At 64.1% G+C, this 24141-nt stretch carries 28 protein-coding genes and 1 pseudogene; 13 read left to right on the plus strand and 16 right to left on the minus strand.

The annotated features are described in order from the left end of the window. The first annotated feature begins 54 nt into the window (after positions 1–54). The gene (locus K6T84_RS19995) at positions 55–513 is read left to right on the plus strand and encodes a hypothetical protein (RefSeq protein WP_329786731.1); all 459 of its coding nucleotides are present in this window, start codon (positions 55–57) and stop codon (positions 511–513) included. 275 nt (positions 514–788) lie between these two features. Here the strand turns inward: K6T84_RS19995 and K6T84_RS20000 are convergent, their stop codons facing one another. The 5 genes from K6T84_RS20000 to K6T84_RS20020 all read right to left on the minus strand — a co-directional run bounded on the left by K6T84_RS20000 (position 789) and on the right by K6T84_RS20020 (position 3741). Next, entirely contained in the window at positions 789–1277 is a 489-nt protein-coding gene (locus tag K6T84_RS20000) for a WhiB family transcriptional regulator (protein ID WP_329786732.1), read from the minus strand. A 4-nt stretch (positions 1278–1281) separates the two neighbouring features. Then, positions 1282–1539 (minus strand): hypothetical protein, encoded by a 258-nt coding sequence (locus K6T84_RS20005; RefSeq protein WP_329786733.1) that lies wholly within the window; start codon positions 1537–1539, stop codon positions 1282–1284. Positions 1540–1554: 15 nt separating this feature from the next. Beyond that, complete coding sequence (locus K6T84_RS20010; protein WP_329786734.1) at positions 1555–1788, minus strand: redoxin NrdH; 234 nt, start codon at positions 1786–1788, stop codon at positions 1555–1557. 71 nt (positions 1789–1859) lie between these two features. After that, entirely contained in the window at positions 1860–2363 is a 504-nt protein-coding gene (locus K6T84_RS20015) for a DUF4192 family protein (RefSeq protein ID WP_329786735.1), read from the minus strand. 58 nt (positions 2364–2421) lie between these two features. Continuing rightward, the gene (locus tag K6T84_RS20020; protein WP_276760990.1) at positions 2422–3741 is read right to left on the minus strand and encodes an ISL3 family transposase; all 1320 of its coding nucleotides are present in this window, start codon (positions 3739–3741) and stop codon (positions 2422–2424) included. 286 nt (positions 3742–4027) lie between these two features. Here K6T84_RS20020 and K6T84_RS20025 point away from each other — a divergent pair, with 286 nt between their 5' ends. From K6T84_RS20025 to K6T84_RS20045, 5 genes are all read left to right on the plus strand, one after another. Then, positions 4028–5689 (plus strand): AMP-binding protein, encoded by a 1662-nt coding sequence (locus K6T84_RS20025; protein WP_329786736.1) that lies wholly within the window; start codon positions 4028–4030, stop codon positions 5687–5689. Positions 5690–5879: 190 nt separating this feature from the next. Further along, the gene (locus K6T84_RS20030; RefSeq protein WP_329786737.1) at positions 5880–7361 is read left to right on the plus strand and encodes an aldehyde dehydrogenase family protein; all 1482 of its coding nucleotides are present in this window, start codon (positions 5880–5882) and stop codon (positions 7359–7361) included. A 48-nt stretch (positions 7362–7409) separates the two neighbouring features. Further along, complete coding sequence (locus K6T84_RS20035; RefSeq protein WP_329786738.1) at positions 7410–8306, plus strand: SDR family oxidoreductase; 897 nt, start codon at positions 7410–7412, stop codon at positions 8304–8306. Between the two features lie 157 nt (positions 8307–8463). After that, the gene (locus K6T84_RS20040; RefSeq protein ID WP_329786739.1) at positions 8464–9972 is read left to right on the plus strand and encodes a wax ester/triacylglycerol synthase family O-acyltransferase; all 1509 of its coding nucleotides are present in this window, start codon (positions 8464–8466) and stop codon (positions 9970–9972) included. Beyond that, the gene (locus K6T84_RS20045; RefSeq protein WP_329786740.1) at positions 9959–10861 is read left to right on the plus strand and encodes an esterase/lipase family protein; all 903 of its coding nucleotides are present in this window, start codon (positions 9959–9961) and stop codon (positions 10859–10861) included. The genes K6T84_RS20040 and K6T84_RS20045 overlap by 14 nt, the downstream gene beginning before the upstream one ends. 217 nt (positions 10862–11078) lie before the next feature. On the opposite strand, the gene K6T84_RS20050 is transcribed toward K6T84_RS20045, so the two are convergent. After that, entirely contained in the window at positions 11079–12398 is a 1320-nt protein-coding gene (locus K6T84_RS20050) for an ISL3 family transposase (protein WP_276760990.1), read from the minus strand. 584 nt (positions 12399–12982) lie between these two features. Between K6T84_RS20050 and relB (K6T84_RS20055) the strand changes: the two genes are divergently transcribed. From relB (K6T84_RS20055) to K6T84_RS20070, 4 genes are all read left to right on the plus strand, one after another. Continuing rightward, entirely contained in the window at positions 12983–13222 is a 240-nt protein-coding gene (gene relB / locus K6T84_RS20055; RefSeq protein WP_329786741.1) for a type II toxin-antitoxin system RelB family anti-toxin, read from the plus strand. Positions 13223–13308: 86 nt separating this feature from the next. Continuing rightward, entirely contained in the window at positions 13309–13908 is a 600-nt protein-coding gene (locus K6T84_RS20060; protein ID WP_329786742.1) for a hypothetical protein, read from the plus strand. Beyond that, positions 13905–15398, plus strand: coding sequence for a coiled-coil domain-containing protein (locus K6T84_RS20065; protein WP_329786743.1), 1494 nt, complete (start codon positions 13905–13907; stop codon positions 15396–15398). The genes K6T84_RS20060 and K6T84_RS20065 overlap by 4 nt, the downstream gene beginning before the upstream one ends. 17 nt (positions 15399–15415) lie before the next feature. Beyond that, complete coding sequence (locus K6T84_RS20070; RefSeq protein ID WP_329786744.1) at positions 15416–15724, plus strand: hypothetical protein; 309 nt, start codon at positions 15416–15418, stop codon at positions 15722–15724. A gap of 7 nt (positions 15725–15731) precedes the next feature. Here the strand turns inward: K6T84_RS20070 and relB (K6T84_RS20075) are convergent, their stop codons facing one another. From relB (K6T84_RS20075) to K6T84_RS20090, 4 genes are all read right to left on the minus strand, one after another. Beyond that, complete coding sequence (gene relB / locus K6T84_RS20075) at positions 15732–16028, minus strand: type II toxin-antitoxin system RelB family anti-toxin (protein WP_329786745.1); 297 nt, start codon at positions 16026–16028, stop codon at positions 15732–15734. A 4-nt stretch (positions 16029–16032) separates the two neighbouring features. After that, positions 16033–16374: a type II toxin-antitoxin system RelE/ParE family toxin gene (locus K6T84_RS20080; protein ID WP_329786746.1), complete on the minus strand. Its 342-nt coding sequence runs from the start codon at positions 16372–16374 to the stop codon at positions 16033–16035. A 96-nt stretch (positions 16375–16470) separates the two neighbouring features. Beyond that, positions 16471–17034, minus strand: coding sequence for a hypothetical protein (locus tag K6T84_RS20085; protein WP_329786747.1), 564 nt, complete (start codon positions 17032–17034; stop codon positions 16471–16473). Between the two features lie 89 nt (positions 17035–17123). Continuing rightward, the gene (locus tag K6T84_RS20090) at positions 17124–17717 is read right to left on the minus strand and encodes a hypothetical protein (RefSeq protein ID WP_329786748.1); all 594 of its coding nucleotides are present in this window, start codon (positions 17715–17717) and stop codon (positions 17124–17126) included. A gap of 245 nt (positions 17718–17962) precedes the next feature. On the opposite strand from K6T84_RS20090, the gene K6T84_RS20095 reads away from it, so the two are divergent. Beyond that, complete coding sequence (locus K6T84_RS20095; protein WP_329786749.1) at positions 17963–18346, plus strand: hypothetical protein; 384 nt, start codon at positions 17963–17965, stop codon at positions 18344–18346. A 731-nt stretch (positions 18347–19077) separates the two neighbouring features. After that, the gene (locus K6T84_RS20100) at positions 19078–19407 is read left to right on the plus strand and encodes a hypothetical protein (RefSeq protein ID WP_329786750.1); all 330 of its coding nucleotides are present in this window, start codon (positions 19078–19080) and stop codon (positions 19405–19407) included. Between the two features lie 70 nt (positions 19408–19477). Here the strand turns inward: K6T84_RS20100 and K6T84_RS20105 are convergent, their stop codons facing one another. Together K6T84_RS20105 and K6T84_RS20110 are read right to left on the minus strand one after the other, a co-directional pair. After that, positions 19478–19717 (minus strand): helix-turn-helix domain-containing protein, encoded by a 240-nt coding sequence (locus K6T84_RS20105; protein ID WP_329786751.1) that lies wholly within the window; start codon positions 19715–19717, stop codon positions 19478–19480. Positions 19718–20008: 291 nt separating this feature from the next. Then, a pseudogene (locus K6T84_RS20110) lies at positions 20009–20248 on the minus strand (membrane dipeptidase); the annotation flags it as partial. 28 nt (positions 20249–20276) lie between these two features. On the opposite strand from K6T84_RS20110, the gene K6T84_RS20115 reads away from it, so the two are divergent. Next, positions 20277–20378 carry a hypothetical protein gene (locus K6T84_RS20115; RefSeq protein WP_408066150.1) on the plus strand — a complete coding sequence of 34 codons (102 nt, stop codon included), beginning with the start codon at positions 20277–20279 and terminating at the stop codon, positions 20376–20378. Between the two features lie 174 nt (positions 20379–20552). Here the strand turns inward: K6T84_RS20115 and K6T84_RS20120 are convergent, their stop codons facing one another. From K6T84_RS20120 to K6T84_RS20135, 4 genes are all read right to left on the minus strand, one after another. Next, positions 20553–20825 carry an alkylmercury lyase gene (locus K6T84_RS20120; protein ID WP_329786752.1) on the minus strand — a complete coding sequence of 91 codons (273 nt, stop codon included), beginning with the start codon at positions 20823–20825 and terminating at the stop codon, positions 20553–20555. An 8-nt stretch (positions 20826–20833) separates the two neighbouring features. Next, positions 20834–21202 (minus strand): MerR family DNA-binding transcriptional regulator, encoded by a 369-nt coding sequence (locus K6T84_RS20125; protein ID WP_329786753.1) that lies wholly within the window; start codon positions 21200–21202, stop codon positions 20834–20836. 20 nt (positions 21203–21222) lie between these two features. Further along, positions 21223–21519 carry a hypothetical protein gene (locus K6T84_RS20130; RefSeq protein WP_329786754.1) on the minus strand — a complete coding sequence of 99 codons (297 nt, stop codon included), beginning with the start codon at positions 21517–21519 and terminating at the stop codon, positions 21223–21225. 923 nt (positions 21520–22442) lie between these two features. After that, positions 22443–23960 carry a PPE family protein gene (locus K6T84_RS20135; protein WP_329786755.1) on the minus strand — a complete coding sequence of 506 codons (1518 nt, stop codon included), beginning with the start codon at positions 23958–23960 and terminating at the stop codon, positions 22443–22445. Between the last annotated feature and the right edge of the window lie 181 nt (positions 23961–24141).

Raw genomic sequence — 24141 nt, forward strand, 5'->3', positions numbered from 1 at the left:
TTTGCGGGTTTTGGCCTGGTGGGATGTGTCGTATGTGCGGGTAGGATCTCCGGCATGGAGAAGACCACGAGCCGCAAGTTGGCGCGGGCGCGTCTGTTGGAGCGGCAGCAGGAGGCTGCGGCCGCTCGTGAGGCGCGGGAGCGGGCGAATCTGGGTGATCTGACTGAGTTCATGGTTCGGTCGGCCCAGCTCGATGAGGTCGACGATTGGTTGGCTACCAAGATCGAGAAGGCGAAGCAGGAGGCGGAGCAGCGGCGTGATCGGCAGCGGGTTGCTGCGGGCAAGGCCTTGCACGCGATGCGTCTTCGCGGGGAGACGGTTTCTGCGATCGCAATACAGACCGGTATCTCCCAGGGGCGGGTGCGCGAATTTGTGCGACTGGGGGCCGAGGCCGCCGAGGCCGAGGCTTCACGGTCTGACGACGGTTCGGTCGGCGCTGCGGACGTGCCCACATCACCGGTGTCCTCGACGAGTGGGCACAACGATTCGGGTGAGTCGGCGGGCGCCAGCTAGGCCGTTATCTGCCGCCAGGTGGGCATTGCCCGTAGGTGGGAGTCCCAACGAACCATCGAGCGTGCCCAGCGGGGGCCTGGACGGGCGTGTACGGCCCGTTCGTGCTCGGCCGGGCAGTCACTATCGTCCCGATGTCGGGACGGGCGTCTGGGGCGGGGAATCACCGGTTGGGAAGCATCCGCCAGCGTTGGCGGGGGTCACGTGGTTGCGCCGATGTGCCGCGGTGGTGTTCGGCCGTTGGCGCGTGGTTGCGCTGCGGCTGGCCGGTTGAGGATTTAGGCGTGGGCGGCGCGTGGGCTGGCGGGTGCTGCGGCCTGCTGGCGGGCCCGGCGGGCTTCTTCGCGTTCGTTGTGTCGTAGGTTGGCGGCCTTGCGGCAGGGGGTGCAGATGGTCTCGCCGTCGCGCCAATGACGTTTAGCGCCGGCCTCGGTTCCGCAGGGCGCCCGGTGGCGGCGGCGGTCGGGCCGGGTTGCGCGGTCGGGCCCGGCGGCCTGGTCGCGTTTGAGGGCGTCGCGCTGACGTACCGACAGTCCTCCGAAGATGCCGAATCGTTCGTCTGCCTCGAGTGCGGCGGTCAGGCATTGTTCGCGTACCGGGCAGCGGGCGCAGACGGCTCTGGCTTGCTTGGCCTGGCCGGCGTCTCCCTTTTTGGGAAAGAACAGGTCGGGGTCGACCTGGGTGCACAGGGCATCGGATCTCCAGTCCCGGTCGGGCGCTGGGGTGCGGGTCGGCATTGCGATCGGCTGGGCGTGTGCGATGGTCATCGGTCTACACGTCTTCCTGTGATTGCGCCGTGTCGTCTGTCGGCGCGATGGTGAGTGTGGCGACTCGCGTGAAAGGTGGCGTGCCGGTGTGGATTGCGTAGCTGCCGTGGCGGTCCTCGACGATCCGGTCGCATGGCTGTGTTGCGTGGATGTAGGCCTGTGCGGCTTGCAGTGCGTCGGCGAAGTCGGCGCGATCGAGTGATTCCCACATCGGCATGGCCTCGGGGTCGTGCGGGTCGGTGATGGTGGCTGAGTAGGTCATGCCTGGGCCTCCTTGTCAGGCTGCGTGGTTGGACAGGGATTTAATGCGGTCGGGCCGGAATCCCGACCAGTGCTCGTTGGGGCCGGCCACGACGACGGGTGCCTGCAGGTAGCCCAGTCCCATCACGTAGTCGCGGGCATGGGAGTCCTGGGTGATGTCGACCATCTCGTAGGCGATGCCTTGGTTGTCGAGTGCCTTGTAGGTGGCGTTGCACTGGACGCAGGCGGGCTTGGTGTAGACGGTGATCATTGGGGTGTTCCTTTCGGTGGTGGGAAGAACATCCCGGCGGGGGGTGGGACTCGCCTCCCGCCGGGGGAAACTCATTTGGCGGTGGCCTGGTCGCGGGTGGGGGCGATCACGCGGCCGCCCATGATGGCGAAGGCGGTCATGGGGGAGTCCTGGTAGTCCACGGTGGTGCCGACTGCGCCGGTGTCGATGTCGAACCACGTGCCACCGGCGGTGGCGACCGTGGTGGCCAGGATGCGCCGGTAGACCGGTACGTCGGCGTTGACGATGCTGTACAGCGCGGCGTCGAGTGCCATGTGGGCCTGGGGCCGCTTGGCGAGGTCGCAGACGGCGATCAGGTAGGCGCCGCTGGTGTTGGTGATGTTGATGTCGGCACTGCGGGCCACGGTGGCGATGATGTCGGCCTGCGGTGTGGCCAGCTCGACGGCCAGGGCGTTGCGGATCAGCTCGCCGCGCCTCTTGGGCCGGTGCATGGTGACCGCGATGAGTTGGTCGTTCGGCACGTAGCCGAGCAGCCCTGGGAGTGCGGCCAGCACGTCGGTCACCGTGAGGGCGTTGTAGCGGTAGTTGGTTGCCATTGTGGGTTCTCCCTTTTCGAACTGTTCGGGGTGTTTCTGCGTTGGCTTTAGTGGCTCTTCATGATTGAGGGTGTAGTTGGGGTCTGAATCCGCCGGTTTCCAGGAGGGATCGGGCGATGTAGTTGGTGAGGTTGCGAAAGCCGAGAGCTGATCCGCGCAGGTGTTCGAGTCGGCCGTTGATCGCTTCGGTTGGCCCGTTGGAGGTTCCTGGCCGGTCGAAGTAGGCCAGGATGTCGACGGCGCGTTTCTTCAGGGTCCGCCCGAGCGTGATGAGCTCGCGCAGGGCTTTGGGGACGCCGTGGCTGAGGGTGTCGATCACGGCCTGCATCATCGCGCGGCCCGTGGCCCGGTTGGGTTCGCGGTAGGCAGCGACGGTGCGCTGGTAGATCGTCCAGGTGGCTTCGACTTCGACATGGGCATCGGAGGTGAACAGGGCGTGCAGCCGGGTTTTCTGTTTGTCGGTGAGCAGGCCGACGCCGGTGTGCAGGGTTCGCCGGGATGCGTAGAGCGGGTCGGTTTTGCGTCCGCGGTGTCCGCAGGTGTCCAGCTGCACTCGGCGCCGGCACACATCGAGGGCGTCACCGGCCAGCCGGACCACATGGAAGGGATCCATCACCGCCACCGCTTCGGGGAGCTCTTCGCTGGTGGCGGTCTTGAATCCGGTGAACCCGTCCATTGCAACTACTTCCACGCCGTCACGCCAGGATTTGGGTCGGTCGGCAAGCCATTGCTTGAAGGCCTGTTTGGAGCGTCCTTCGACCATGTCGAGCAGCCGTGCCGGGCCGGTCCCTTCGCGCACCGAGGTCAAGTCGATGATCACGGTGACGTACTTGTCGCCGCGGCGGGTGTGGCGCCACACGTGCTCATCGACCCCGATCACCTTCACGCCGTCGAACCGGCCGGGATCGTCAATGAGAACCCGCTTGCCTTCGGCCAGCACCGCGTCGTTGGCGGTGTTCCACGACACCGCGAGCCCCTCGGCGACTCGGGCCACGCTCAGGTGCTGGCACACGATGGCTTCCAAGGCCCAGCGCAACCCCCGCCGTGACAGTTTGGCCCGCGGCTCGGCCGCCTTACGACTGTCTTGGCGCCACACGTGAGCGCAGCCGGCGCACCGGTAGCGGCGGATGGTGACCAGCAGCCTCGTCGGCCGCCATCCGAACGGCTCGTGGGCAAGCCGGCGGGTCACGGTGTCGCGCACAGCACCCTGCTCACCGCAGCGGCGACACCATGAGTCGTCGTCGGTGATTCGGCAGGCCAGCACGGCCCGGTCGACTTCCAGGCGCTGCCCGGTCACCTCCAGTCCAAGCTCATCGAGGCGGCAGAAAGTGGTCAAGTCGGCGCAGGCGAAGCCCGCACCACCGGTAGCGTCGTGCACGTCGAGGTCTTCCTGGTGGGCAGCGTGAGAACTCCCATCTTCAGAAGACCTCGACCCCTACCCCGGTAACGACGCGCCGACCCGCCCTACACCTTCAACTGCGAAGAGCCTAAAAAGTTATATATTTAGTAGATCGCGTATCGATCGTCTTGGTAGGGTGCCGTGAGGCAGGTCACAAACGAGAGATTCGTCGAGAAGAGGAAGCGGCTATGCACCACTCGGCCAGAGAAGTCCGATTCAGCGTGTCCCGACAGCTTTCGCCGTATCTACCGAGCACGGACTGACCATGCTTGAGCATGATCGGAGCAGCAATCAGTTGGACGAGCCCTTCCACAGCTGGCTCGGCGCAGGCCATACGGACACCATCAACGATGTCATCCATCGCGCCGCTGAAAAGTGGCCTGATAGAATCTATCTCGACTTTTCGGGAGATCTGTGGACTTATCAGCAGGTGTACCAAAGGGCTCTCGCGTACGCTGCTGGGCTCGCAGAGTTGGGGGTGCGGCGGGGCGATACCGTTGCCACAGTTCTGGACAACCACATCGACGCTGTAACTCTCTGGTTTGCAATCAACTTTTTAGGCGCGATATCGGTACCGGTCAACACCGCTAACCGGGGTGAATTCCTGCGCCACCAGCTTGACGACTCACTGGCAAGTGTTGTGGTGGCGGAGGCTGACTACGCTGAGAGGGTTCTCGGGATCGCCGATGGGATCGCACAGCTCCAGACCTTGGTGTGCCGAGGTGAGAAGTCGGACGGCGCAGGCTTACCCTTCCGGATCGTCAATTTGGACGAGATCCGTTTAGAAAGCGCGGATTTCGCGCCGGTCTCGGTGCGTTCTGACGAGCTAGCGGTACTGATCTACACATCAGGCACCACCGGGCCTGCCAAGGGTTGCATGTCAAGTCACAATTACTATTGCAATGTTGCGCGCCGGTCCAACATCATGTTCAAACGCACCGCAGACTCCGTGGTGTGGTCGCCGATGCCCCTGTTTCACCTCATGGCCACTGCCACTGTGGTGCTTGCGACTGCTCAATTGGGCGCCCGCGCCGCTCTGCTGGAGCGGTTCTCGGTGTCGAACTTCTGGTCTGAGGTCGAGCGCACCGGCGCCACGGAAGCCGGCCTCATCGGGGCGATGGTGCCACTGATCGCCACGGCGCCGGACTCCTTGGAAATGAAACGGTGTTACGGGCAATTACGGGTTATGGGAATTAATCCCCCGACTGAGGAGATGGCGAAAACGGTCCGCAAACGCTTTGGAGTTCAGTTGGTCGCCGGCCAGGTCTACGCGCAGTCGGAAGCGACATTCATCACCTGTCCCCCGCCCGGCGAACAGGCCCCGGCGGCTAGCGCTGGCCGTCCGAACGATGACTTCGAAGTCCGCATTTTCGATGATGAGGATCGGGACGTTCCGCCAGGAGAAGTCGGCGAGATCGTCTGTCGCCCTACCCGTCCCCATGTGATGTTTCAGGGATATTGGCGGCGGCCCGACGCCACGCTCAAAGTTATGCGCAATCTGTGGTTGCACACAGGAGATCTCGGAAGGTTCGACCCTGACGGCTGGCTTTATTTTGTGGACCGCAAACAGGACTATATGCGCCATGGCGGGGAGAATATTTCCAGCCAAGCAGTGGAGGAGGCCCTCGCTGGTCATCCAGCGATCTCTGAAGTTGCTGTGCACGCGGTAGCCTCCGAACTGAGCGAGGACGACGTCAAGGCGACTGTTGTGCTGCGCGTTGATGCCGAGAGCCTGAGCCCAGAAGAGTTCTTTCGCTGGATCGTTGAGCGCGTGCCGCGCTTCGCTTTACCTCGTTTCATCGAGTTCCGCGACCATTTGCCGCTAACCCCGACGGGCAAGGTACTCAAGCACGTTCTTCGTAGTGAGGGAGTGACGGAAACAACCTGGGACCGCCAGAAGGCCGGCATCACTGTGCCGAGGCGATGATGCTGCAGCTGAAACCTTTTGACGCCCTTATGCCGCATATCGAGGATCGGATTGCGGAGCTTAAAAACACTCGGACACTCCTCGAATCCCACGATTCTCAAGGCGTCGTTCCTGCCCGCGACCTCGTGGTCGCAGCCAGCCGGAAACGCTCCCTGACGAAACGAATTAGAACCCGACCGAAGGAGATCTCATGAGTATGACGTCCGCCCCCGTGCATCTCTTGCCCGAACCCGGCGCGCTGATCGGCGACCGCATCGTCAGCGACGGATCAGGCGGTGAGTACGACCACGCCTATGCGGCGACCGGGCGCGTGACCAAGCGGGTGCCGCTGGCAGGCCCGCACGAGATCGACCTGGCCGCGAAAGCCGCTCATGACGCGCTTCCCGCATGGAAGTCGATTTCGACCAGTCAACGCCGAGATCTACTGATGCGGGCCGCAGAACTGATTCGCAAAGATACCGATCTGCTCGGCACACTCACCACGGTGGATTCCGGCACGCCGAAGAACGCAACTGAGGTGGCCGCAAGATGGTCCGCCGACTTTCTCGAATACAACGCGGGTTGGGTCGACCGGATCGGCGGCGAGATCCGGCCCGCCGATCAGGGTCGTCCGGTGCACGCCTACACCATCGACGAGCCGTACGGAGTCATCGGTGCGATGACACCCTTCAATGCCCCTATCATCGCCATGGCTATGGTGCTGGGACCGGTGCTCGCCGCGGGCAATACCATAGTGGTCAAGCCCTCTCAGCTGGCGCCCTACGGCGTAATTCGCGTCGGGCAGCTGTTCTTGGAAGCTGGATTCCCTCCCGGCGTGGTCAACATAGTCCCCGGCCCCGGGTCCACTGCAGGTCAGGCGCTCGTCCGTTCGCCTTACGTCGACAAGGTGTTCTTCGAAGGCGGGACGAAAACCGCTAGGTTCGTCACGGTCGCCGCTGCTGAGAGCGGGCCTAAACCGGTGGCGGCCGAACTCGGCGGCAAATCTCCGTCGATTATCTTCGATGACGCCGATCTTGATGATGCGGTTGCCAGCACGATCGGAGGCGGCTTCACCTTCGGGGGCCAGGGCTGCGTACTGGGCACTCGTCTTCTGGTGCAAGCCTCGATCTACGACGCCTACGTCGAGAAGGCGAAAGCTTTGGCCTCGTCAGTCACACTCGGCGACCCGTTCGCCGAGACCACCATGATGGGACCCGTCGTCAACGCGACGGCATCCGAACGAATACTCGGCATCATCTCCGATGCAGTCGAGACGCGTCAGGGCAAGCTAATCACAGGCGGTGAACGCGCGGGTGGAGAGTTGAGCGATGGTTTCTTCATCAAGCCAACGCTTTTCGCTGACGTAGACCCATCGACGCCGCTTCACCGTGAAGAGATCTTCGGACCTGTGCTAGTGATACTCCGGTTTGAAGACGAAGCAGAAGCCCTGCGAATTGCCAACGACACCGAGTACGGCTTGGGCGCCTACGTCTACACCAACGATGTTGGACGCGTGCACCGCATGACAGCCGGCCTCGAGGCCGGAATGGTCTACGTCAACGGCTCGCCGTCCAACGGTCCGACGCCGGCGCTGCCGTTCGGCGGAGTCAAGCACAGTGGTTTCGGAAGACTGGGCGGTATCGAGGCCATACGTGAGTTCAGCAGGCCGAAAACTGTGATGCTGTTCACCTGAGCGCCGACGCAGCGCAGTGCACAGCAGAACGGTGTCTTTGGGGATTCAATGAAAGATTACTTCGGCTATTCGGATCAAATCTGCGTCATCACGGGCGCAGCGTCAGGCATGGGCAAGGCGGCAACGGAGATGCTCGTCGATCTTGGCGCGAAGGTCTACGCTCTCGATGCCAACGATGTCACCACTTCGGGGATCGCCGAGTTCGTCCACGTGAACTTGAGTGACCGGGCAGCCATCGACGCCGCCTTCTCGCGACTGCCAGACCGCATCGATAAGTTTTTCGGCGTGGCCGGACTTTCCGGCGTGAGAACGGACTACCACACAACCGTGACAGTGAACTTCATCGCTAACAAATACATCACCGACGAATACCTTGACAAGAGGATCAGCGCCGGCGGGGCGATCGCTTTTATCACCTCGACGGGCGGCACCCACTGGCACCGGTACAGGTGGGAATACAAGCGGCTGCTGGAGGCGGAGGGGTGGGATGCAACTGCGGCAGAGCTGCGCAGAATCGCTCCGCAAGACGGGTTTGGGCCCTTCGCGTACGCCTTATCCAAGCGATGCTTAAACGCCTATGCCGCAAACAGGATGGTGCACTTCGCTGGAAAGGGGGTAAGGGTGAACGTCGTGCTGCCGGCCAGCTCTGACACCGGTATGAGAAGTGAGTTCGCCCAACTCGTCGGCTCAGAGCAAACGCTCGTAGAGCAGACTGGAATGGCGGGAAGACTGGCCGAGCCCAGAGAGATGGCCGAGCCTCTAATTTTCCTCAACAGCAACATGTCCTCGTTCATCACCGGGTGCAGACTTATGGTCGACTACGGGGACGAAACGCTGAAGTTGTTGAAGCTCAAGAAGGACCTGCAGAACGCGCCGGTGGCGTTGAAGATATACAACACGAGAATCGCCAGGACGCTCTTGCGAAGATATATCGATAGGGCATAGGCATGAACCTGCCATCGGTTTGCGCTCGCGAAAGACTGGTTTTCGCGCAGGCTCCCTTTTGGCGACACTCCCGGCGGGCGACCTTACCAGCGTCGCAGGCTACGGGACTCGTGGAACCGCTAGCTCACAGACGAATTCATAAGATTGGAGATCGGTTGTGAAGAGCCAGTTGTCGGTGGTTGATTCTGCTTTCGTGCATCTAGAAAGTATCTCGCCCTGGAACGGAGGAGTGGTACTGATCTATGACCGGTCGACGGCTCAAGGCGAGGTCACCTTCGATGATCTCCTCAAGCATTTCAAGGAACGATTGCACCTGGTCGATGCGCTGCGAATAAAGCTGGCAAGGGTTCCTGGAAACCTTGATCGTCCGTACTGGGCCGAAGATCCTCGCATTGACCTCGAATACCACATGAGTCACCTGGCGTTGCCGCCACCTGGGGATTGGCGCGCGTTTTGTCAGTTGGTCTCTAGGCTTATCGTTCGCCCGCTAGACATGGCGCGTCCGTTGTGGGAGCTGTACATGATTGACGGTCTGCAAGGCGTCGAACACTGTCCTGAAAATTCCTTTGCTGTCGTCCTGAAGGCGCATCATGCGGTGCTCGATGGCGGCGCCTACCGCGCCATCATGGGGATTCTGCACTCTGACCAGCCCAACTCGACACCCCCAAGGTCCGAACAGCCTGGTCATGTCGCTTCCTCACCTTCACCGGTCGAGTCGCTCGCACGTGCGGGTCTGCACTCCATCCAGGCCCCCGTTGTCGTAGCGCGCACCCTCAGCAAGGCTGGCCCAGGGCTGAGCCGGATGGTGCTCGGCAAGATCGGGCGGCGACTCGGCGGCGGCAAGCGCACGCCCGCGCCGGCCGTGGGGCGACCCGAGCGGTTGACCGGACGCGTCGGACCACACCGCTCATGGGGAGCATGCTTCTTCGACTTCGCCGACACCAAAGTCATCCGGGACGCCGTTGATGGCGCGACCGTTACCGACTTGGGTGCTTCGGTCGTGGCCGGCGCGCTACGCAGATACCTGAGCGATTGCGGGGAGCTGCCGACCGAGTCAATGAAGGCGGCGGTTCTAGTCGGTCTGCGTGCCGAAGCGGATAGCAATCTGCGCTTCGGCACCGAACAAAGTTCAACAGTGGGAAACAAGTTGACAGCTATGTTTGCTGACTTGGGCACAAATATCGATGACCCGATAGAGCGCCTTGCCGCCGTGCGGGCGTCTACCCACGGATCAAAGGAAGGCTTGAGCCAGGTTGGCGCCACGGCTCCAACAGCGCTTCTCGAGCTTGTCCCGGAATCTCTCCTAGCATCACTGAGCGGATTGATCGGTGCGGTTCCCGGCGGTTTGATGGGCAACCTACCAATGAGCACCGCCGTCACCGGAATGCCGGGACCGCCTGGCCCCCATTACCTGTGCGGCGCGAAGCTTGTTCATCTGTGTGGGTTCGGCCCCGTCAGCGATGGGATGCTCTTGATGAACATCATTGTGGGCTACCAAAATGAACTCGGCTTGTTTTTTACTGCCGATCGCGACGCCATGCCGGATCCGTGGCACTACGAGGACTGCCTTCGTCAGTCCTTCGATGACCTTCACAGCGCGGCCTTGTCACGACGGCCGAGTCGGACGGTCAAGAACAATCGGAAGGACAGTCATGACATCACCTGAATTCGAGTCACTCGGGCGGCCGCCGGTTGGCTACATGCGACTGCGACGTCAGTTGCTTGAGCTGACCTCGCCGCTTGAGGCGGTCGGTTATGTTGCTATGCGTTCGGCCTTGGCAAGGCGATATCAACCGGCGAATCCGCACGCCGTACTTGTACTGCCGGGCGGTATGGGCGGTGATGGATCGACTGCTCATCTGCGGTGGGGACTCAGTGCTCAAGGGCACACCATTCACGGTTGGGATCAAGGTCGTAACCTCGGAATCACCGAGACCCAGCTGGTGGGCCTGCGGGCCCGTGTCGACGAGTTGTACGGTTTGCAGGACAGTCCCATCTCGGTTATCGGGTGGAGTCTCGGCGGTTTATACGCGCGTATGCTCGGCCGTGATCGGCCAGAAAAGATTCGGCAAGTTATAACGCTAGGCAGTCCTTTCCGGATGCTGGCCCATGATCGTTTCGCCCACCGACCGTTTGGTCGTCGGAATTGGGAGCGATTCGTCGCGCGGCATGCTGCGGAACTTAATTTATTGACAGTGCAGGAGCACGAACGCCCCCCATTAACTGTGCCGGCAACGTCGGTGTACACACGCAACGACGGCTTTGCGCCCTGGCATCTGAGCATAGACGCGATCGACCGTGATGCCGTCAACCCGCGGGCTGAGAACATTGCGGTGCGCGCTACCCACATCGGTTTGGCCTCCAATCCGGCGGTACTGGCAGTACTGTTCGACCGCCTCGCACAGCCGCTGGGCCAGTGGCGACCGTTTGTGCCCCCCTCGTCTATGCGGCGTCTTTTCCCGCGGCCTGCGACCTGGTCACATCCTGACCAGCGGCGCCGTTCAGATGGTGACCCGAAGCGTAAGCAGGATCAGAGCCAGCGTCGACTGGCCTGAGACGCACTACAGCGGTAAAGGAGCTCGCCTCGAAGGTCGGACAGGCGCGAGAGTGGACCCCAACTGTCGATTCGAGTTGCGCCACAGCCGATTCCGATGATTTTACTCAGACGCGTGGCCGTTTTGCCAAGCGGCACTCCGTTGGACAGGCGGTGGTCGTAGCAAGTCCAGCCACTCAGCAGTCAGCATCTGGTCGGCAAGCATGTAAAGCGGCTCTTCATGATTGAGGGTGTAGTTGGGGTCTGAATCCGCCGGTTTCCAGGAGGGATCGGGCGATGTAGTTGGTGAGGTTGCGAAAGCCGAGAGCTGATCCGCGCAGGTGTTCGAGTCGGCCGTTGATCGCTTCGGTTGGCCCGTTGGAGGTTCCTGGCCGGTCGAAGTAGGCCAGGATGTCGACGGCGCGTTTCTTCAGGGTCCGCCCGAGCGTGATGAGCTCGCGCAGGGCTTTGGGGACGCCGTGGCTGAGGGTGTCGATCACGGCCTGCATCATCGCGCGGCCCGTGGCCCGGTTGGGTTCGCGGTAGGCAGCGACGGTGCGCTGGTAGATCGTCCAGGTGGCTTCGACTTCGACATGGGCATCGGAGGTGAACAGGGCGTGCAGCCGGGTTTTCTGTTTGTCGGTGAGCAGGCCGACGCCGGTGTGCAGGGTTCGCCGGGATGCGTAGAGCGGGTCGGTTTTGCGTCCGCGGTGTCCGCAGGTGTCCAGCTGCACTCGGCGCCGGCACACATCGAGGGCGTCACCGGCCAGCCGGACCACATGGAAGGGATCCATCACCGCCACCGCTTCGGGGAGCTCTTCGCTGGTGGCGGTCTTGAATCCGGTGAACCCGTCCATTGCAACTACTTCCACGCCGTCACGCCAGGATTTGGGTCGGTCGGCAAGCCATTGCTTGAAGGCCTGTTTGGAGCGTCCTTCGACCATGTCGAGCAGCCGTGCCGGGCCGGTCCCTTCGCGCACCGAGGTCAAGTCGATGATCACGGTGACGTACTTGTCGCCGCGGCGGGTGTGGCGCCACACGTGCTCATCGACCCCGATCACCTTCACGCCGTCGAACCGGCCGGGATCGTCAATGAGAACCCGCTTGCCTTCGGCCAGCACCGCGTCGTTGGCGGTGTTCCACGACACCGCGAGCCCCTCGGCGACTCGGGCCACGCTCAGGTGCTGGCACACGATGGCTTCCAAGGCCCAGCGCAACCCCCGCCGTGACAGTTTGGCCCGCGGCTCGGCCGCCTTACGACTGTCTTGGCGCCACACGTGAGCGCAGCCGGCGCACCGGTAGCGGCGGATGGTGACCAGCAGCCTCGTCGGCCGCCATCCGAACGGCTCGTGGGCAAGCCGGCGGGTCACGGTGTCGCGCACAGCACCCTGCTCACCGCAGCGGCGACACCATGAGTCGTCGTCGGTGATTCGGCAGGCCAGCACGGCCCGGTCGACTTCCAGGCGCTGCCCGGTCACCTCCAGTCCAAGCTCATCGAGGCGGCAGAAAGTGGTCAAGTCGGCGCAGGCGAAGCCCGCACCACCGGTAGCGTCGTGCACGTCGAGGTCTTCCTGGTGGGCAGCGTGAGAACTCCCATCTTCAGAAGACCTCGACCCCTACCCCGGTAACGACGCGCCGACCCGCCCTACACCTTCAACTGCGAAGAGCCGCTTTAGTTTAATCGCAATGTCTACGATAGGCAACATTTACAATGGCTTATTTGAAATAGTTACCGGTCAATTCGCGGCGTCCCGAGAAACCACATGCTGAGCACCTGGCGCCCGTGTACGGCCGAGCATCAGCAGATGGAATCACAAGGGTTAGCCCTGGCGGACAGCACCTTTCACACCCTGCGAGACACCTACCCTCCTCCATGCAAATTTCGGAGAGTGCCACACTGCGGCAACCGAACCTTTCGGCGGACAATGGTCGATGAATAATTTCCGCGGAAATCGCTGGATGAATCGCCTACAACGGACCAAGGAAGCTAATTGCGGATGTTTCCCGCACGACGCGGAACGTCCGCCCCGGGGGGATTCGGCGGGGGACCGCGTGACCTGGTGAGCACCAGAGTGCATGGCCGGCCCCGCCCGTCGTGTCGGTGATCTGGCGTTAAGCTGCCTGGCCAGGAAGGTTGGTGACCATGGACGACGCAGGCCCTGAGCTCGACGAGGACAGAATCCTTGCCATGCTCGGTGAGAACGTCCGGGCGCACCGCAAAAAGGCCGGCCTTCGCCAGGCGGACCTCGCCGAGCGGGCCGGCCTGGAGCGGCCGTTCATCAGCCAGCTGGAAAACGGGATGCGCCGCGCCTCCATCGTGACGCTGGTGAGGGTCGCCGTGGGCCTGGGAACCACCGTCAGCGAACTGACGCAGGGCATGTAACAGCCGGTCACCGCCGCAGTCCCCGGGGTTCGCGGGCTGGTTCTAGATCACGAAAAGTGTCGTATTCCGTGGGTAACATCCCTGGGATGATGTATTCGGCGTTAAAGCTCCCGGCCGCTGAGGATTACGTGGTCTCGCCCGGCTTCGCCGGTGCGCTGATCGTGCTGGCGGCAATCGTGTTGTTCTGTGCGGTGCTCTATTCGGCGCGACGTTCCGCTGGCCGGCTCAATGCGAGGCTGGAGCAGGAGGATCGGCAGCATCAGGAGCGCCAGGAGGATCGAGACCGCACGGCGGTGATCGACCGCTGCTGGCAGCGTCTGGTGTGGCTGGTCGAGACCGCGGGGACCGAACCGGCCGCCCAATACGCCGACGAGGCGATTCTGGGCCTGGGCCCGGAGCTGGCGCTAGAACTGCTGCAGGGGATTCACCGTGACGCCACCGATGCGGGCGACGAAACGCTCAGTCGTGCCACAGCGGTGTACCTGACCCAGTACGCGCTGGTGCTGGGCAACCAGGCCGCAGCGCTTCCCGAGTTGCCTGCGCGCCGGGCGCCGGCTCCGGCGGCCGCGAAGGCTTCTGTGGGACAAGGTGCGAAAGTACCGGTGCGCAAGCCGCCGGCGGCCGCGGACAAACCGGACGCGGCCGGCAGTGGGCAAGCCAGTGTGAGCAAGGGGCGTCACGGGTGACCACCTTGCAGCAACACATCGAGGAGCTGGACTCACAAGGCTGGGCGTCGGTGACCAAGCGTGTCGCCGAAAGTGCCGTGGCCGCATCGAAAGACGTCGGGAAGAAGCCACCGGCCCACCTGTTGGCACTGGGCTCCATGACCGAAGCGCAGCTGGTCGAACACCTCAAAAAGGTCGGTAGGGTTGTAGCGCAGCGGCCCACGGCACGGATGCGGATCATCGCAGCCGAACATGAGCGGGCCCTGGCCGAGCAGAAGACCCGCGAAGCCCAGCAGGACAAGCGTGACGCGATCGCCGACGCCGAGGCCGCCCGGGAAGAAGCCCAGCACGCCGCCAAGGCGGCCGAGTCGGCGCGGGAGCGGTCACGCGCGGCCGATACCGAGTCAGCGCTCAAGGAAGCGCGACGGGCGACAGAACGCGGCGAGGCGGCAGCGGCCCTGGAGGCTGTGCGGGCCGAACTCGACCAGGCTCGCGTGGACGCGGCAGCCGAGGTCGACCAAGTCCGCGTGGGCGCGGCCTCGGAGCTGACCGCGGCGCGAGAACAGGCACGTGCCGAGGCGGCGCAGGCGGAGGCACGTCGGGCGGCCGAGCGCAGCGAGGCGGCGGCGGCCCTGGAGGCTGTGCGGGCCGAACTCGACCAGGCCCGTGCCGATGCCGCCGCGGATATGGCCGCAGCGCACGAGCAGACACGGGCCGCGCAGGAGGCTGCCGAGCGTCGCGCCGCCGAGCGGGTGGACGAGCGTCAGGCGGGGGAGCGGGCGCTGCGGGAGTTGCACGCGCAGCTGCAACAGTTGCGGGCCGATACCGATGCCGAGGTCGCGGCGGCACACGAACAGGTGCGGGCGGCACAGGAACTGGCGGCACAGCGGGTGGCCGAGCGGACCGCTGAGCGGGCCGCCGGCGAGCAAGCGTTGGGGGAGCTGCGGGCGGAGCTCGCGCTAGTGCGCGCTGATACCGCAGGTGAGGTGGCGGCTGCCCAGCAGCAGACGCGGGCTGTGCAGGCGCTGGCCGAGCAGCGCAGCGCAACGTACGCGCCCAGCGGTGAGTTGTTGAGTGTGCCGATCCCGCCGTGGGAAGTGCGGGCCGCAGCGCAGGGCATCGAGAACGTGCTGATGGCGCTGCACCAGCTGGATTACACCCTTGAGGTGGCCATGGTTGATGGTGTGGAGACTCGCGGCCTGGACACCGATCTGGTGCACGGCCTCGTCGAGACGGTGCAGCAGCAGTCCGGTGGGTTGCTGCAGGAGCTGCGGGATCTGGCGGCGACGCCGGGCACCGCCAGTGAGGTTGAGGCGGCAGGCGACTATGCGGCGGCGGCCACGATGGCCTGCCAGCTGCTGCTGCAGCGGATCAGCACGGCCGCCAAACGGGTGCAACACCGCGACAGCGGCGCCTCGGGTGAGGTCGTGCGCTCGGTTATCGGCATGCTTACCGATTCCCGGGTGCAGGGCCTCTTCGAGCAGCTGTTCGCCTCCGGTGGCCGGCTCTGATGCGGAAGGGGTAGGGCGTGATGGTTGCGGTGTCGGTCAGGTGGTTCTCTGAGGACGAGATTGCGTGGCGAACCGGGCTGGCGGGCAACCTGATTCGGCGGTTGGTGCCGTTGCCCCCGCTGGCGGCGGGTGTCGAGTACGACAGTGCACTGCGTCTGTACCCGGCGGAGTCGATGCTGGTTGCGGAGATCATCGCGGCGATGCTCGCCAAGCAGGTTCACCTGGTCTACGTCCGGACAGTAGTAAAGCACTTGCAGACGCCGGAGCAGATCGAAGAAGCCGCGGCGGTGTGGCTTCCCGATCGCGTGACGGTGCCAGGGGTCTAGCTGGTGGTTAGGCTGCGTCGATGCTGATTGTGAGTCGCTGACCGCAAGCGCGAGCAAGTCGTTCGAGCAGTTCGACGGTAGGGGTACGGGCACCGGATTCGATGGCGGCAATCGCCGACTGTGTGGTACCCATCTTGCGGGCCAGGGCTGCTTGAGTGAGCCCGGCGACCTCCCGGGCGCGGTAGGCGGTCTCGGCCAGTTCCATGGCCAGGCCGGCGGTCGCGTAAGCCTCGTCGAAAACGGCCCGATCCTCGGGTGTGAGTTCGGCGAGAACCTGCGCGCGACGGTCGGAGTAACTGCTCATCGGTTCACCCCTTGCCTTTCCTGCGGCGTAAGACATTGCGTGCGCGGGCCACTTCCTTGCGCTCGTTGTCGCGCTGCTTGCGGAACGTTGTCAGGGTGATCACGCAGCGCTCGGGCTCCACGGTGTAGGTGATGCGCTGGTTTACGCGCTCGCATCGAAAGCGCAACTCCCACAACTGGTCGTCGAGTTTGCGGCTGTGTGGCATCCGCAAGGAGGTGCCACGGGCGGCCAACATGTCGAGGGCCCGGATGGCCTGGGCTTTGGCTTTTGTGGGCAGTGCCTGGAACCATTCGTCGACCTCCTCGCTCAGCTCGATGTGCCACGGGTGTTCGCCTTCATCCGACACGCTCCTAGTATAGTGCACGCGCTATAGTCCGGCGAGGCTATATAGCGCGTGTGGTCACTTCTGAGTGCTGGAGTAGGTTCTGGTAGGTGTGTTGCCTCAGCGACGGAAGCCTCTTTCGGGGGGGCGGGTCTCGCTATTGTCGAATGGGTTGAACCAGGTCGCTGGCGGTGGTATTTCGCCGACCCATTCGGGTGAGTCGCCCGGAGCCATATCCCAGTCAACGCGCTGGTTGCCTATGAGGGCATCTATCGCGGTTTGCCAATCCTCGTCACCTGAGGCCGCAGGCAGGGCCTCAACATCCTCGTTGTATTGGCGGTCGATCATGGCCGCCTGGGCACCTGCAACCGCGATCACCAGGGCGACTTCTTCGGCGACGGAGCGGGGGCGCGGTAGGCGGCCTGCTTCGAGGTCAAGGGCCAGGTCGTCGAATGCGCGGGCCAGCTGGCGGCGCCACCAGGCGGGGAGTCCCCAAGTTTGTTCGGGTAGTCGATCGAGGATCATCCACCAGCGGCCGGAGTCCTCGTCGACCGGCTGATCTCCGTGCTCCTCGATGTCGTCGTAGGCGTTGTCGGCGTTGACCCATAGGTGGGTCAGCAGCAACTCGCGTTGTCGTGGAGTCAGTTTCAGCCGAAACGCTGTGACTGGGGCGTTGCCGGTCATGTCGTCGCTTCACGCGAGGCGATCGTGCGGTTCATCGTTTGATGCTAGGGCAAGGACGGACTGCGATTGGTAGTTGGCGCGGGCGTTGATCACTCTGTTTCGGCTCTGGCCAGTTGCGCCCAGCGTTCGTGGGCGCCCTGGGCGGACATACCCGCGGCGGTACCGATCTTCGCCCACGACAATCCAGTTCGGCGGGCACGAAGGACCGCCTGTGCCAGTTGGTCTTCGGCAGCTCGCACCGCCTTGAGGGCGCCGCCTATCGCTCCGGCCGCGTCGCGCTCGTCGATATGCTCGCGGCGCCACAGAGCCCAGGCAACGTCCGTGACGTCGTCGGCCCAGGCGATGTCCTCAACGTCGTCGTCTGCCGCGTAGAGCCGAAAGTTGTTCGGGTCGTGTTGGACTGGCGACGGAACCCGGGTCCACAGTTGGTCGCTGACCCACTGTTCTGGGGTGTGCTGGTAGGCAAAGAGGGTGCAGTCGCACACGATTCGCCAGCCGATGACGGCGCCGGCCGGGTAGGTCAGCCAAGAGTCGTCGTCGCGGCGTTCGACGGCAATATGACCCGGTGGGATTCCAGTACCGCCAATCGACTTTCCGAGCTCGCCGCCGGCGAATTGCGGCCGCATGTAGCCCTCGTGCCACTCGTTGTGGCCGGGTGTGTCGCTCTCGTAGGTCCAACCCATAGGGGCTATGGTAGCCGAATGACGTCCGGAATGCTGGACATGACGATAATCGGACATCAGGGTTACTTGACATATCGTGCGTTATCGGCGAAAGCCGTTGTGCTGCAATAGCGTTCAAATCACGACTGTTGGCGCGCGACGGCGCTACTGACCCCTCCTGATGATGTGTATCGAGTTTGTCGTACCGAAGGCGCACAATTTATTAGCTCATCAGCAATGAACATGACGGCGGCGGAGGTAACGCGATGGGAAGCGGCCACCACGACCAGGCGGAGTTTGACCCTGGCCCGGACTACAGGTTGGCGACACGCGGCGAACGGATCATCGACGGCCTTCGCGGAATTGGCGATGCGCTGGTGGCGGTCGGCGGCGGAGCCCTCGCAGCCACCCTGACGTTCGTGCTGGTCGCACTAATGCCAATGGCGATCATGGCGCATGTGTCCGAGTTGGTGTCTTCTGCGGGCGAGGCCGGGCAGCCTGCAACCGGGTTCCCAGATCTGAGCGCAGTCCTGCACCTCGGTTGGGTGATCATCGGTCTAGTGGTTGGCATTTTCGCAGGCGTGCGCGTCACTATCGCTATCGCGCGGACCCAGCCGTTACGCGGCAGCCCGGTCCGGCCAGTTGCGTGACTTGATCCACGCCCTGACGGTGGGTAGACCAACATCGGGGCATCCCCCAACGCCAGAGGGCCATCCTGGCCCAAACCGGTCAATACGTCACGTGACGTATATATGGCGGTCCCGCCCTTACCTCGGCTCGCCCCAGAGAAGCTACTATAGAACACGTGTTCGAGTCTCGGGGTTGCGATGACCATCCGACCCTGTTCCGAACGGATCGAGACGTGGTCGTCTTCGCCCACGATGCGCTGCCCAGTTCGGGTCGTCGGCCGGCGGATCAGGTGCCGTTGTGGGTAAAGGCGTTCGGGGTGCGCATCGAGGCGCACATGCAGGCGCGGCAGATTGCATGGGTTAGGCGATCGGACGGGACCTGGCTGGCGATCGCCCTGGTACCGGCTGGGTCGAGCAACGGCCGGGTCCAGGTCACCCTGCCGATGTGCCTGGACCCTAGTCAGCTATCGACTGATCTCAACCTGGTCCGGCCATACGAACAGCCGCGGCCCCCTCGCTGACAAGAGTTGCCGGCATCGCGTGTTGCGTGGTGGGTCGCCGCAGTTTCTCCGGAATGTCGGTGGTGTGAGGGACCACATGGAGACCGACGCGACACCGCGCCTGGAACCGAACGACTTCCTTAGCTGGGCGCGGAGCGTTGAACCACGTTGAACCACTTGTAGATTCGCTACGGAGAGCGACCCCGCCGATACCGTCACGGCGGTCTGGCGGTCGGCGCTAGCATTCAAGGAATGAGCGACGAGTGTGACGAGGGGCGGCGGGAGCCGGACACCAGGGAGCGGGCGCGGTTGCTGCGCGAGGTCGCCCGCCAGTTCCGCGAGGTCGACCCGGCCGAGTTGACCGCTGATCAGTTGCGGGAGTTGTGCGAGGCGATGCCCTCCGGCTCGACGCGAGGTGAGCCAAGCCGCCCGGCCAATGTGCACTCTTTGCCGGTCAGGCCTGGCCCTGACGCGACGCTACGCCGACTCCGGCTGAGTTTCGCCGCGGTGGCCGCCGACGCCGAGCGTGCCGCAGATGACATTGACCGGCGCCTGGACGCCCGTGGAGAGCCCACCAGCTGACAGGGCCGAGTTAGGCAGTGCGGCGAGCTTTTCACCGATCGACACGGGCATGGGCCAACGGTAGCGGCTTTTATACGTGTTCGAGCAGGCTTGCGACCTTGACGCCGTAGTGGTCTGCGATGTCGAACAGTCGCTCCAGCGAGACGTTGCGTTCGCCGTCTTCGATGCCGCGCAGGTACTGGCGCGTGAGCCCCATAGCATCTGCTGCTGCGGCTTTGGATTCGCCGGCGGTTTCGCGCAGTTCGCGGATGGCGGCCCCTACGGCTGCCATCCGTGAGGCGTCGGTCGGTGCAGGCTCGCGGGTACCCATGCGGTAACTATAGTGCCCGCTTGCGGTGCGGTCTACCGATAGCGTCAGAACCGTGTTTACCTTTGCTGGATGGTCAACGGTGCAACGCCGTGACCTGGCGTTATTCTATTTATGCACAACCTATTTCGGTTATCCACATTGTCGGTCAATTCTCGCTGATGTATGGTCTCATGCTCCGTGTCATATGGCGGCACTCTGACCTGCGGCGATGCCAGTTGTCTCACGTGGTGTCATCTGAGTTTGTCTCAGACCCGTGTCATTTCCTCGGCCAGCCTCAAGATCAACCGCTCACTCCAGGTGGCGTGTCATCGCCTCCAACGTGGGAGTGTTCGGGCCGAGAAAAGATGCCGACGCCGGTGATTTCCGCTGACGCCGTCGGTAGCCCGCACATGCCCGCGCTTGGTCGTCGGTGATGTTAACGCGGTGATATCACACCGCTCGCATGCAGGAGTGACTGTAAATCACTGGGCCGGTGGAGATCTCGAACATCTCGATTCCGGTGCGGACGCTACGGTGGGTACCGTTGGGAACGTATACCTGATGCGCCCTGGATGCTCTGGTGTTCCCGACGATCCTCGGCCGCATCGCCCACCTCGTCTCACCCTGCCGCCGCACCGGTAAACCCGTGTCGGTCAACGCGGCAAGCCCGGCGCGAACCTGATCGACCGAAAGCCCGGCGCTCCCGGCGAGTTGTTCGACGCTGACCGGGCGCCGGCGGCGAGCAGCTGAAGCAGCGGCCGCCACAATTGGCGTCCGGCGGTGCAATCCGGACTGGCGTCCACGGCGGCGATCAAGCGGGTGGCGAGGGAGGTGTCCATGGGGGTGCCCTTCGATATCAGCGTGCATTCCTGCGCAGGGCGGCCTGTATCTGCTCAGCAGACGGAAGGGTCAGCCGGCAACTTGCACCCGGGTCGGGCGGTCGGCCGGTGACGACGTCGACTCCGTCGATCAGCAAGGTCGGCGAGGGGTACGGACCGCAGAGCTCCTCGACGGAGGCCGCTGTCCCCGTTGCGGCTAGCGCCTGTGCGACCAGGTCCCGCACCCGGTCGAGCAGCGGGCAGTCGGGCACGTGCAGCAGCTGAATACGCGGCGCGGCGGGTCTGGTCATGGCCGTTCCTAAGGATCGGAATCCAGGGCATGCTGAAGCGTGCAGTCACGGTCGGCCTGGGGCCGGTCGCGGGTCGCGCGTATGCGGGCCGGATCGTTGATCTTGGCGGTCAACGCGGTGATCTTCTCGTCGGCCATCGCGACGGCCGCAGGGCAGCTCTCTGGTCCACCGCCGGCCAGGTGCGGCAATACCTCGGCGTCCGCGAGGGTGCAACCGAGCTCCTCGGCGCGTTTGACAAACCGCACATTGTGCACCGCCTCCGGCCCGTAGCGGCGATACCCCGACTCCGACCGAGCCGGCGTCGGCAGCAGACCGCGTCGCTCGTTATACCGCAACGTCTGCGGATTGACACCGGTCCGCTCGGCCGCCTGCGCCACGCGACCCGCACTTCGACGATTTACCGCCCAGGTGTGGGCATGGGCGGCATCGGCATCGGCATCTGCGACGGGGACGGCATGCCGGGCTTATTTTTCATGTCGTCCATCTTGTGATTCATTTTCTCTTTCATCTCGGCACAGCAGGGCATGCCGTCTTTCATGGCGCCACCACAGTTCGGCTGCGCAAAAACGAGATACAGGCCAGCGGCGATGATGAAGATGCCGACCGCAATGCCGGTGATGGCGGCGGCAGGGTAGAGCCAGCGGGTCCAATCCGGACGTGTGGGGGTGGAAGTGGCGGGGGTGGTTTCTGTCATTGCTTGCCTACCTTTTCGGGCCGAAGATTCGGGATATCGATCAGCACTTACTGGACGTGGGTCCAGATGCCGCATCTCGGCGGTGATCACAGCCGGGCAGCATGACCAGGCGCTTACAGGCCGGCCATGCTCTCGTTAACGCTGCTGGACTGGGCGTGCAGCTCGTCGCCGCCAACACTCGCTGGGTTTGCTTGGCTGCCTTCAGCGCACACCGGTCATGGCTGCCGAGGGCAGTCGTCGTGCTGCGGTGTGGTGGATCAATCGTTGCACGTGCAGGCGGGGTGACCGCACTGACAGCCCGGTCCCTGGGTGCACAAGGCATCACCGCACTGGCAGCCGCCGGACTTGCAACAATTGGCTTGGGCTTGTTTGGTTTCGTTCACAACTCCACACCATACCCCGGTGGGGTATCAACGTCAATCGTTAGAAAGCGGCTGCGCACTGCTGGGCAAGCACCCTCGACCCGCCCGTCACGCGGCAGCTCAAGAACGTAGAAGTCGGGCAGTGGCGGGTATCTGTCATGTCGAGTCTCGTTTCCCGATATTCGGCGCCGCGCGAATGTCGATGAGTTGACCACCCTTCTGTCCTGCCGGCCGGGCATGCGGATCAGGGCGCGCGAAGCGGGAGGCAACTGAGAAGCTCGGCTCCTGTACGCCATCATCGAAGGCGTCGAAACCGCCACACCCACCGACCGCCCCGTCGCTAGTGTTGGCGCTAGCGCCTTCCGCTGCTCCAGATCGACCTCGTGGCACTGGTGCCGGCAGCCCCGAAGTGCCGTCGACAACCATCAGGCCCGGCACCGACCTTTAGATGCCGATATACGGCGCACGACGCGCTCCCAGTGTCCGGAAGTATCGGCGTAAAAGGCCTGCCGCTAAATTGATTACCGGGTGCGGGAGGGTGAGCTAATCGGTAGGTGATGGTCAGCTGTCGTCCTCCTCGTACTCCGTTTTGCGGGGGCTGCCGTCATGGCCCCAGGTGCCTGGCACCATCGGCACGGTCGGGATGCCCTCAAACCCGTCACCGGCCAGCGTGGTCAACCCCGCTGCCGGTGTGATGTTGGCCTTGCGCGCGGTGTCGGCAAGCCCTAGCGCGCCGGCACCGCGATCCGATGCCGCCGTCGGCGCGGCGAGCTGATCGCTGGTCGACGGGCCCGGGTCGGGGTCTATGGTGTCGTCCAGATCCGCGTACTCGTCGCGGTAGCCGCGATCTTTCACCGCCGCTCGCCGACGGCGGCGGGCGCGTGCCTGCTCCCGTGCCGACGCGGCCGCGGCGGTCGCCTCCTGCGCACTGAGGTCGGAGGCCGGCGCCTTGACGCGGCTACGGTCGGTGAGGTTCGGGCCGACGGCGGGACCGGGTCCTCCGCCGCCCAGCAGATAACCGAATCCTGCAACACCGGCGGCCGGCACGGGTGCGGCACCGGCGGCAGTGACTGGCGCTGCCGGAGCTGCGGGCGCCGCGGCCCCAGCGGTGGTCGGAGCGGCTGGCATGGTTGGGGCGATCCCGGCGGTCGGCCACAGGTTGGGTTGAGCCGCAACGGGTTCTGGCATCGGTGCGGCGGCGATCCCGGCGGGTTGAGCCAGGCCGGCCAGCCCGGCGAGACCGGCCGCCAATCCGAGGTTGGCGATAGCGAGGCCTAAGCCCACCGACAACAGCTGCGGGGCCATTTGGGGCAGGTTCGACACAAGCACCTGAACGTGGAACAGAAAATCGGCCTCCATCATGGGAAGAAGGGTCGATAGCTGCGACGGGTTTGCCAGCACGTCGGAGATTTGCTCACTGAGTTCGGATGCCCAGCCCTGCCAGAAGCGCGGGTCGGACGGGCAATAGACGTCCTCGGTTTCCCCGGTCCACGGATCTATTTTGGTGCCGCAGCGGCCGCCGTCGCTGGTGGTGCTGTCGGATTTCTGGATCTGCGGCGCCGGTACGGTTTGCGGCATGGACGCCACCGCCGTGCCGGCGACTGCCTCATAGGTGCCCATTGTGGTGGCCGCTTGGATCCACATCCGCACGTAATCGGCCTCATTCAGCGCGATCGGGATGGTGTTGATCCCGAAGAAGTTCGTCGCCACCAACGCCCCGTGGCTGGCGTGGTTGGCGGCCAACTCGGCCAACGTCGGCATCACGGCCAACGCGCTGGTGTAGGCTGCGGCCGCGGTTCCATGCTGGGCGGCCGCTGCGGCGCTGTGAGCGCTGGCCTGCATCAACCACGCCAGATACGGCACATGCGCGGCCACATACGACTCCGCGCTCGGACCCTCCCATGCCCCGGCCTGCACCGCCCCCAATATTGCGATGAGTTCGTCTGCCGCCGAAGTATATTCGGCACTCTGCGATGTCCACGCCCCCGCGGCGGCCAGCAAGGCACCTGGCCCCGGTCCGCTGCTCAACAAGGCCGAATGCGCCTCCGGCGGCGACGCCATCCACAACGGTGCGCTCATCGCCCAACACCGATCACCGATGCCTGATCGTCGCCAGGCATACCATCGATCGCCACACGTCGCGTCATCACCAGAACTCTCCGTCCGACTCGCGTCACCACGCCCGGTCAGGCAGCGGGAGAAAGGCGTCCCACAACCACCATCGCGCGTTAATGACAATCATTATCGACAAGGTGCGGGC

Origin of the sequence: Mycobacterium zoologicum (assembly GCF_020181635.2) — a bacterium.
Classification (GTDB): domain Bacteria; phylum Actinomycetota; class Actinomycetes; order Mycobacteriales; family Mycobacteriaceae; genus Mycobacterium; species Mycobacterium zoologicum.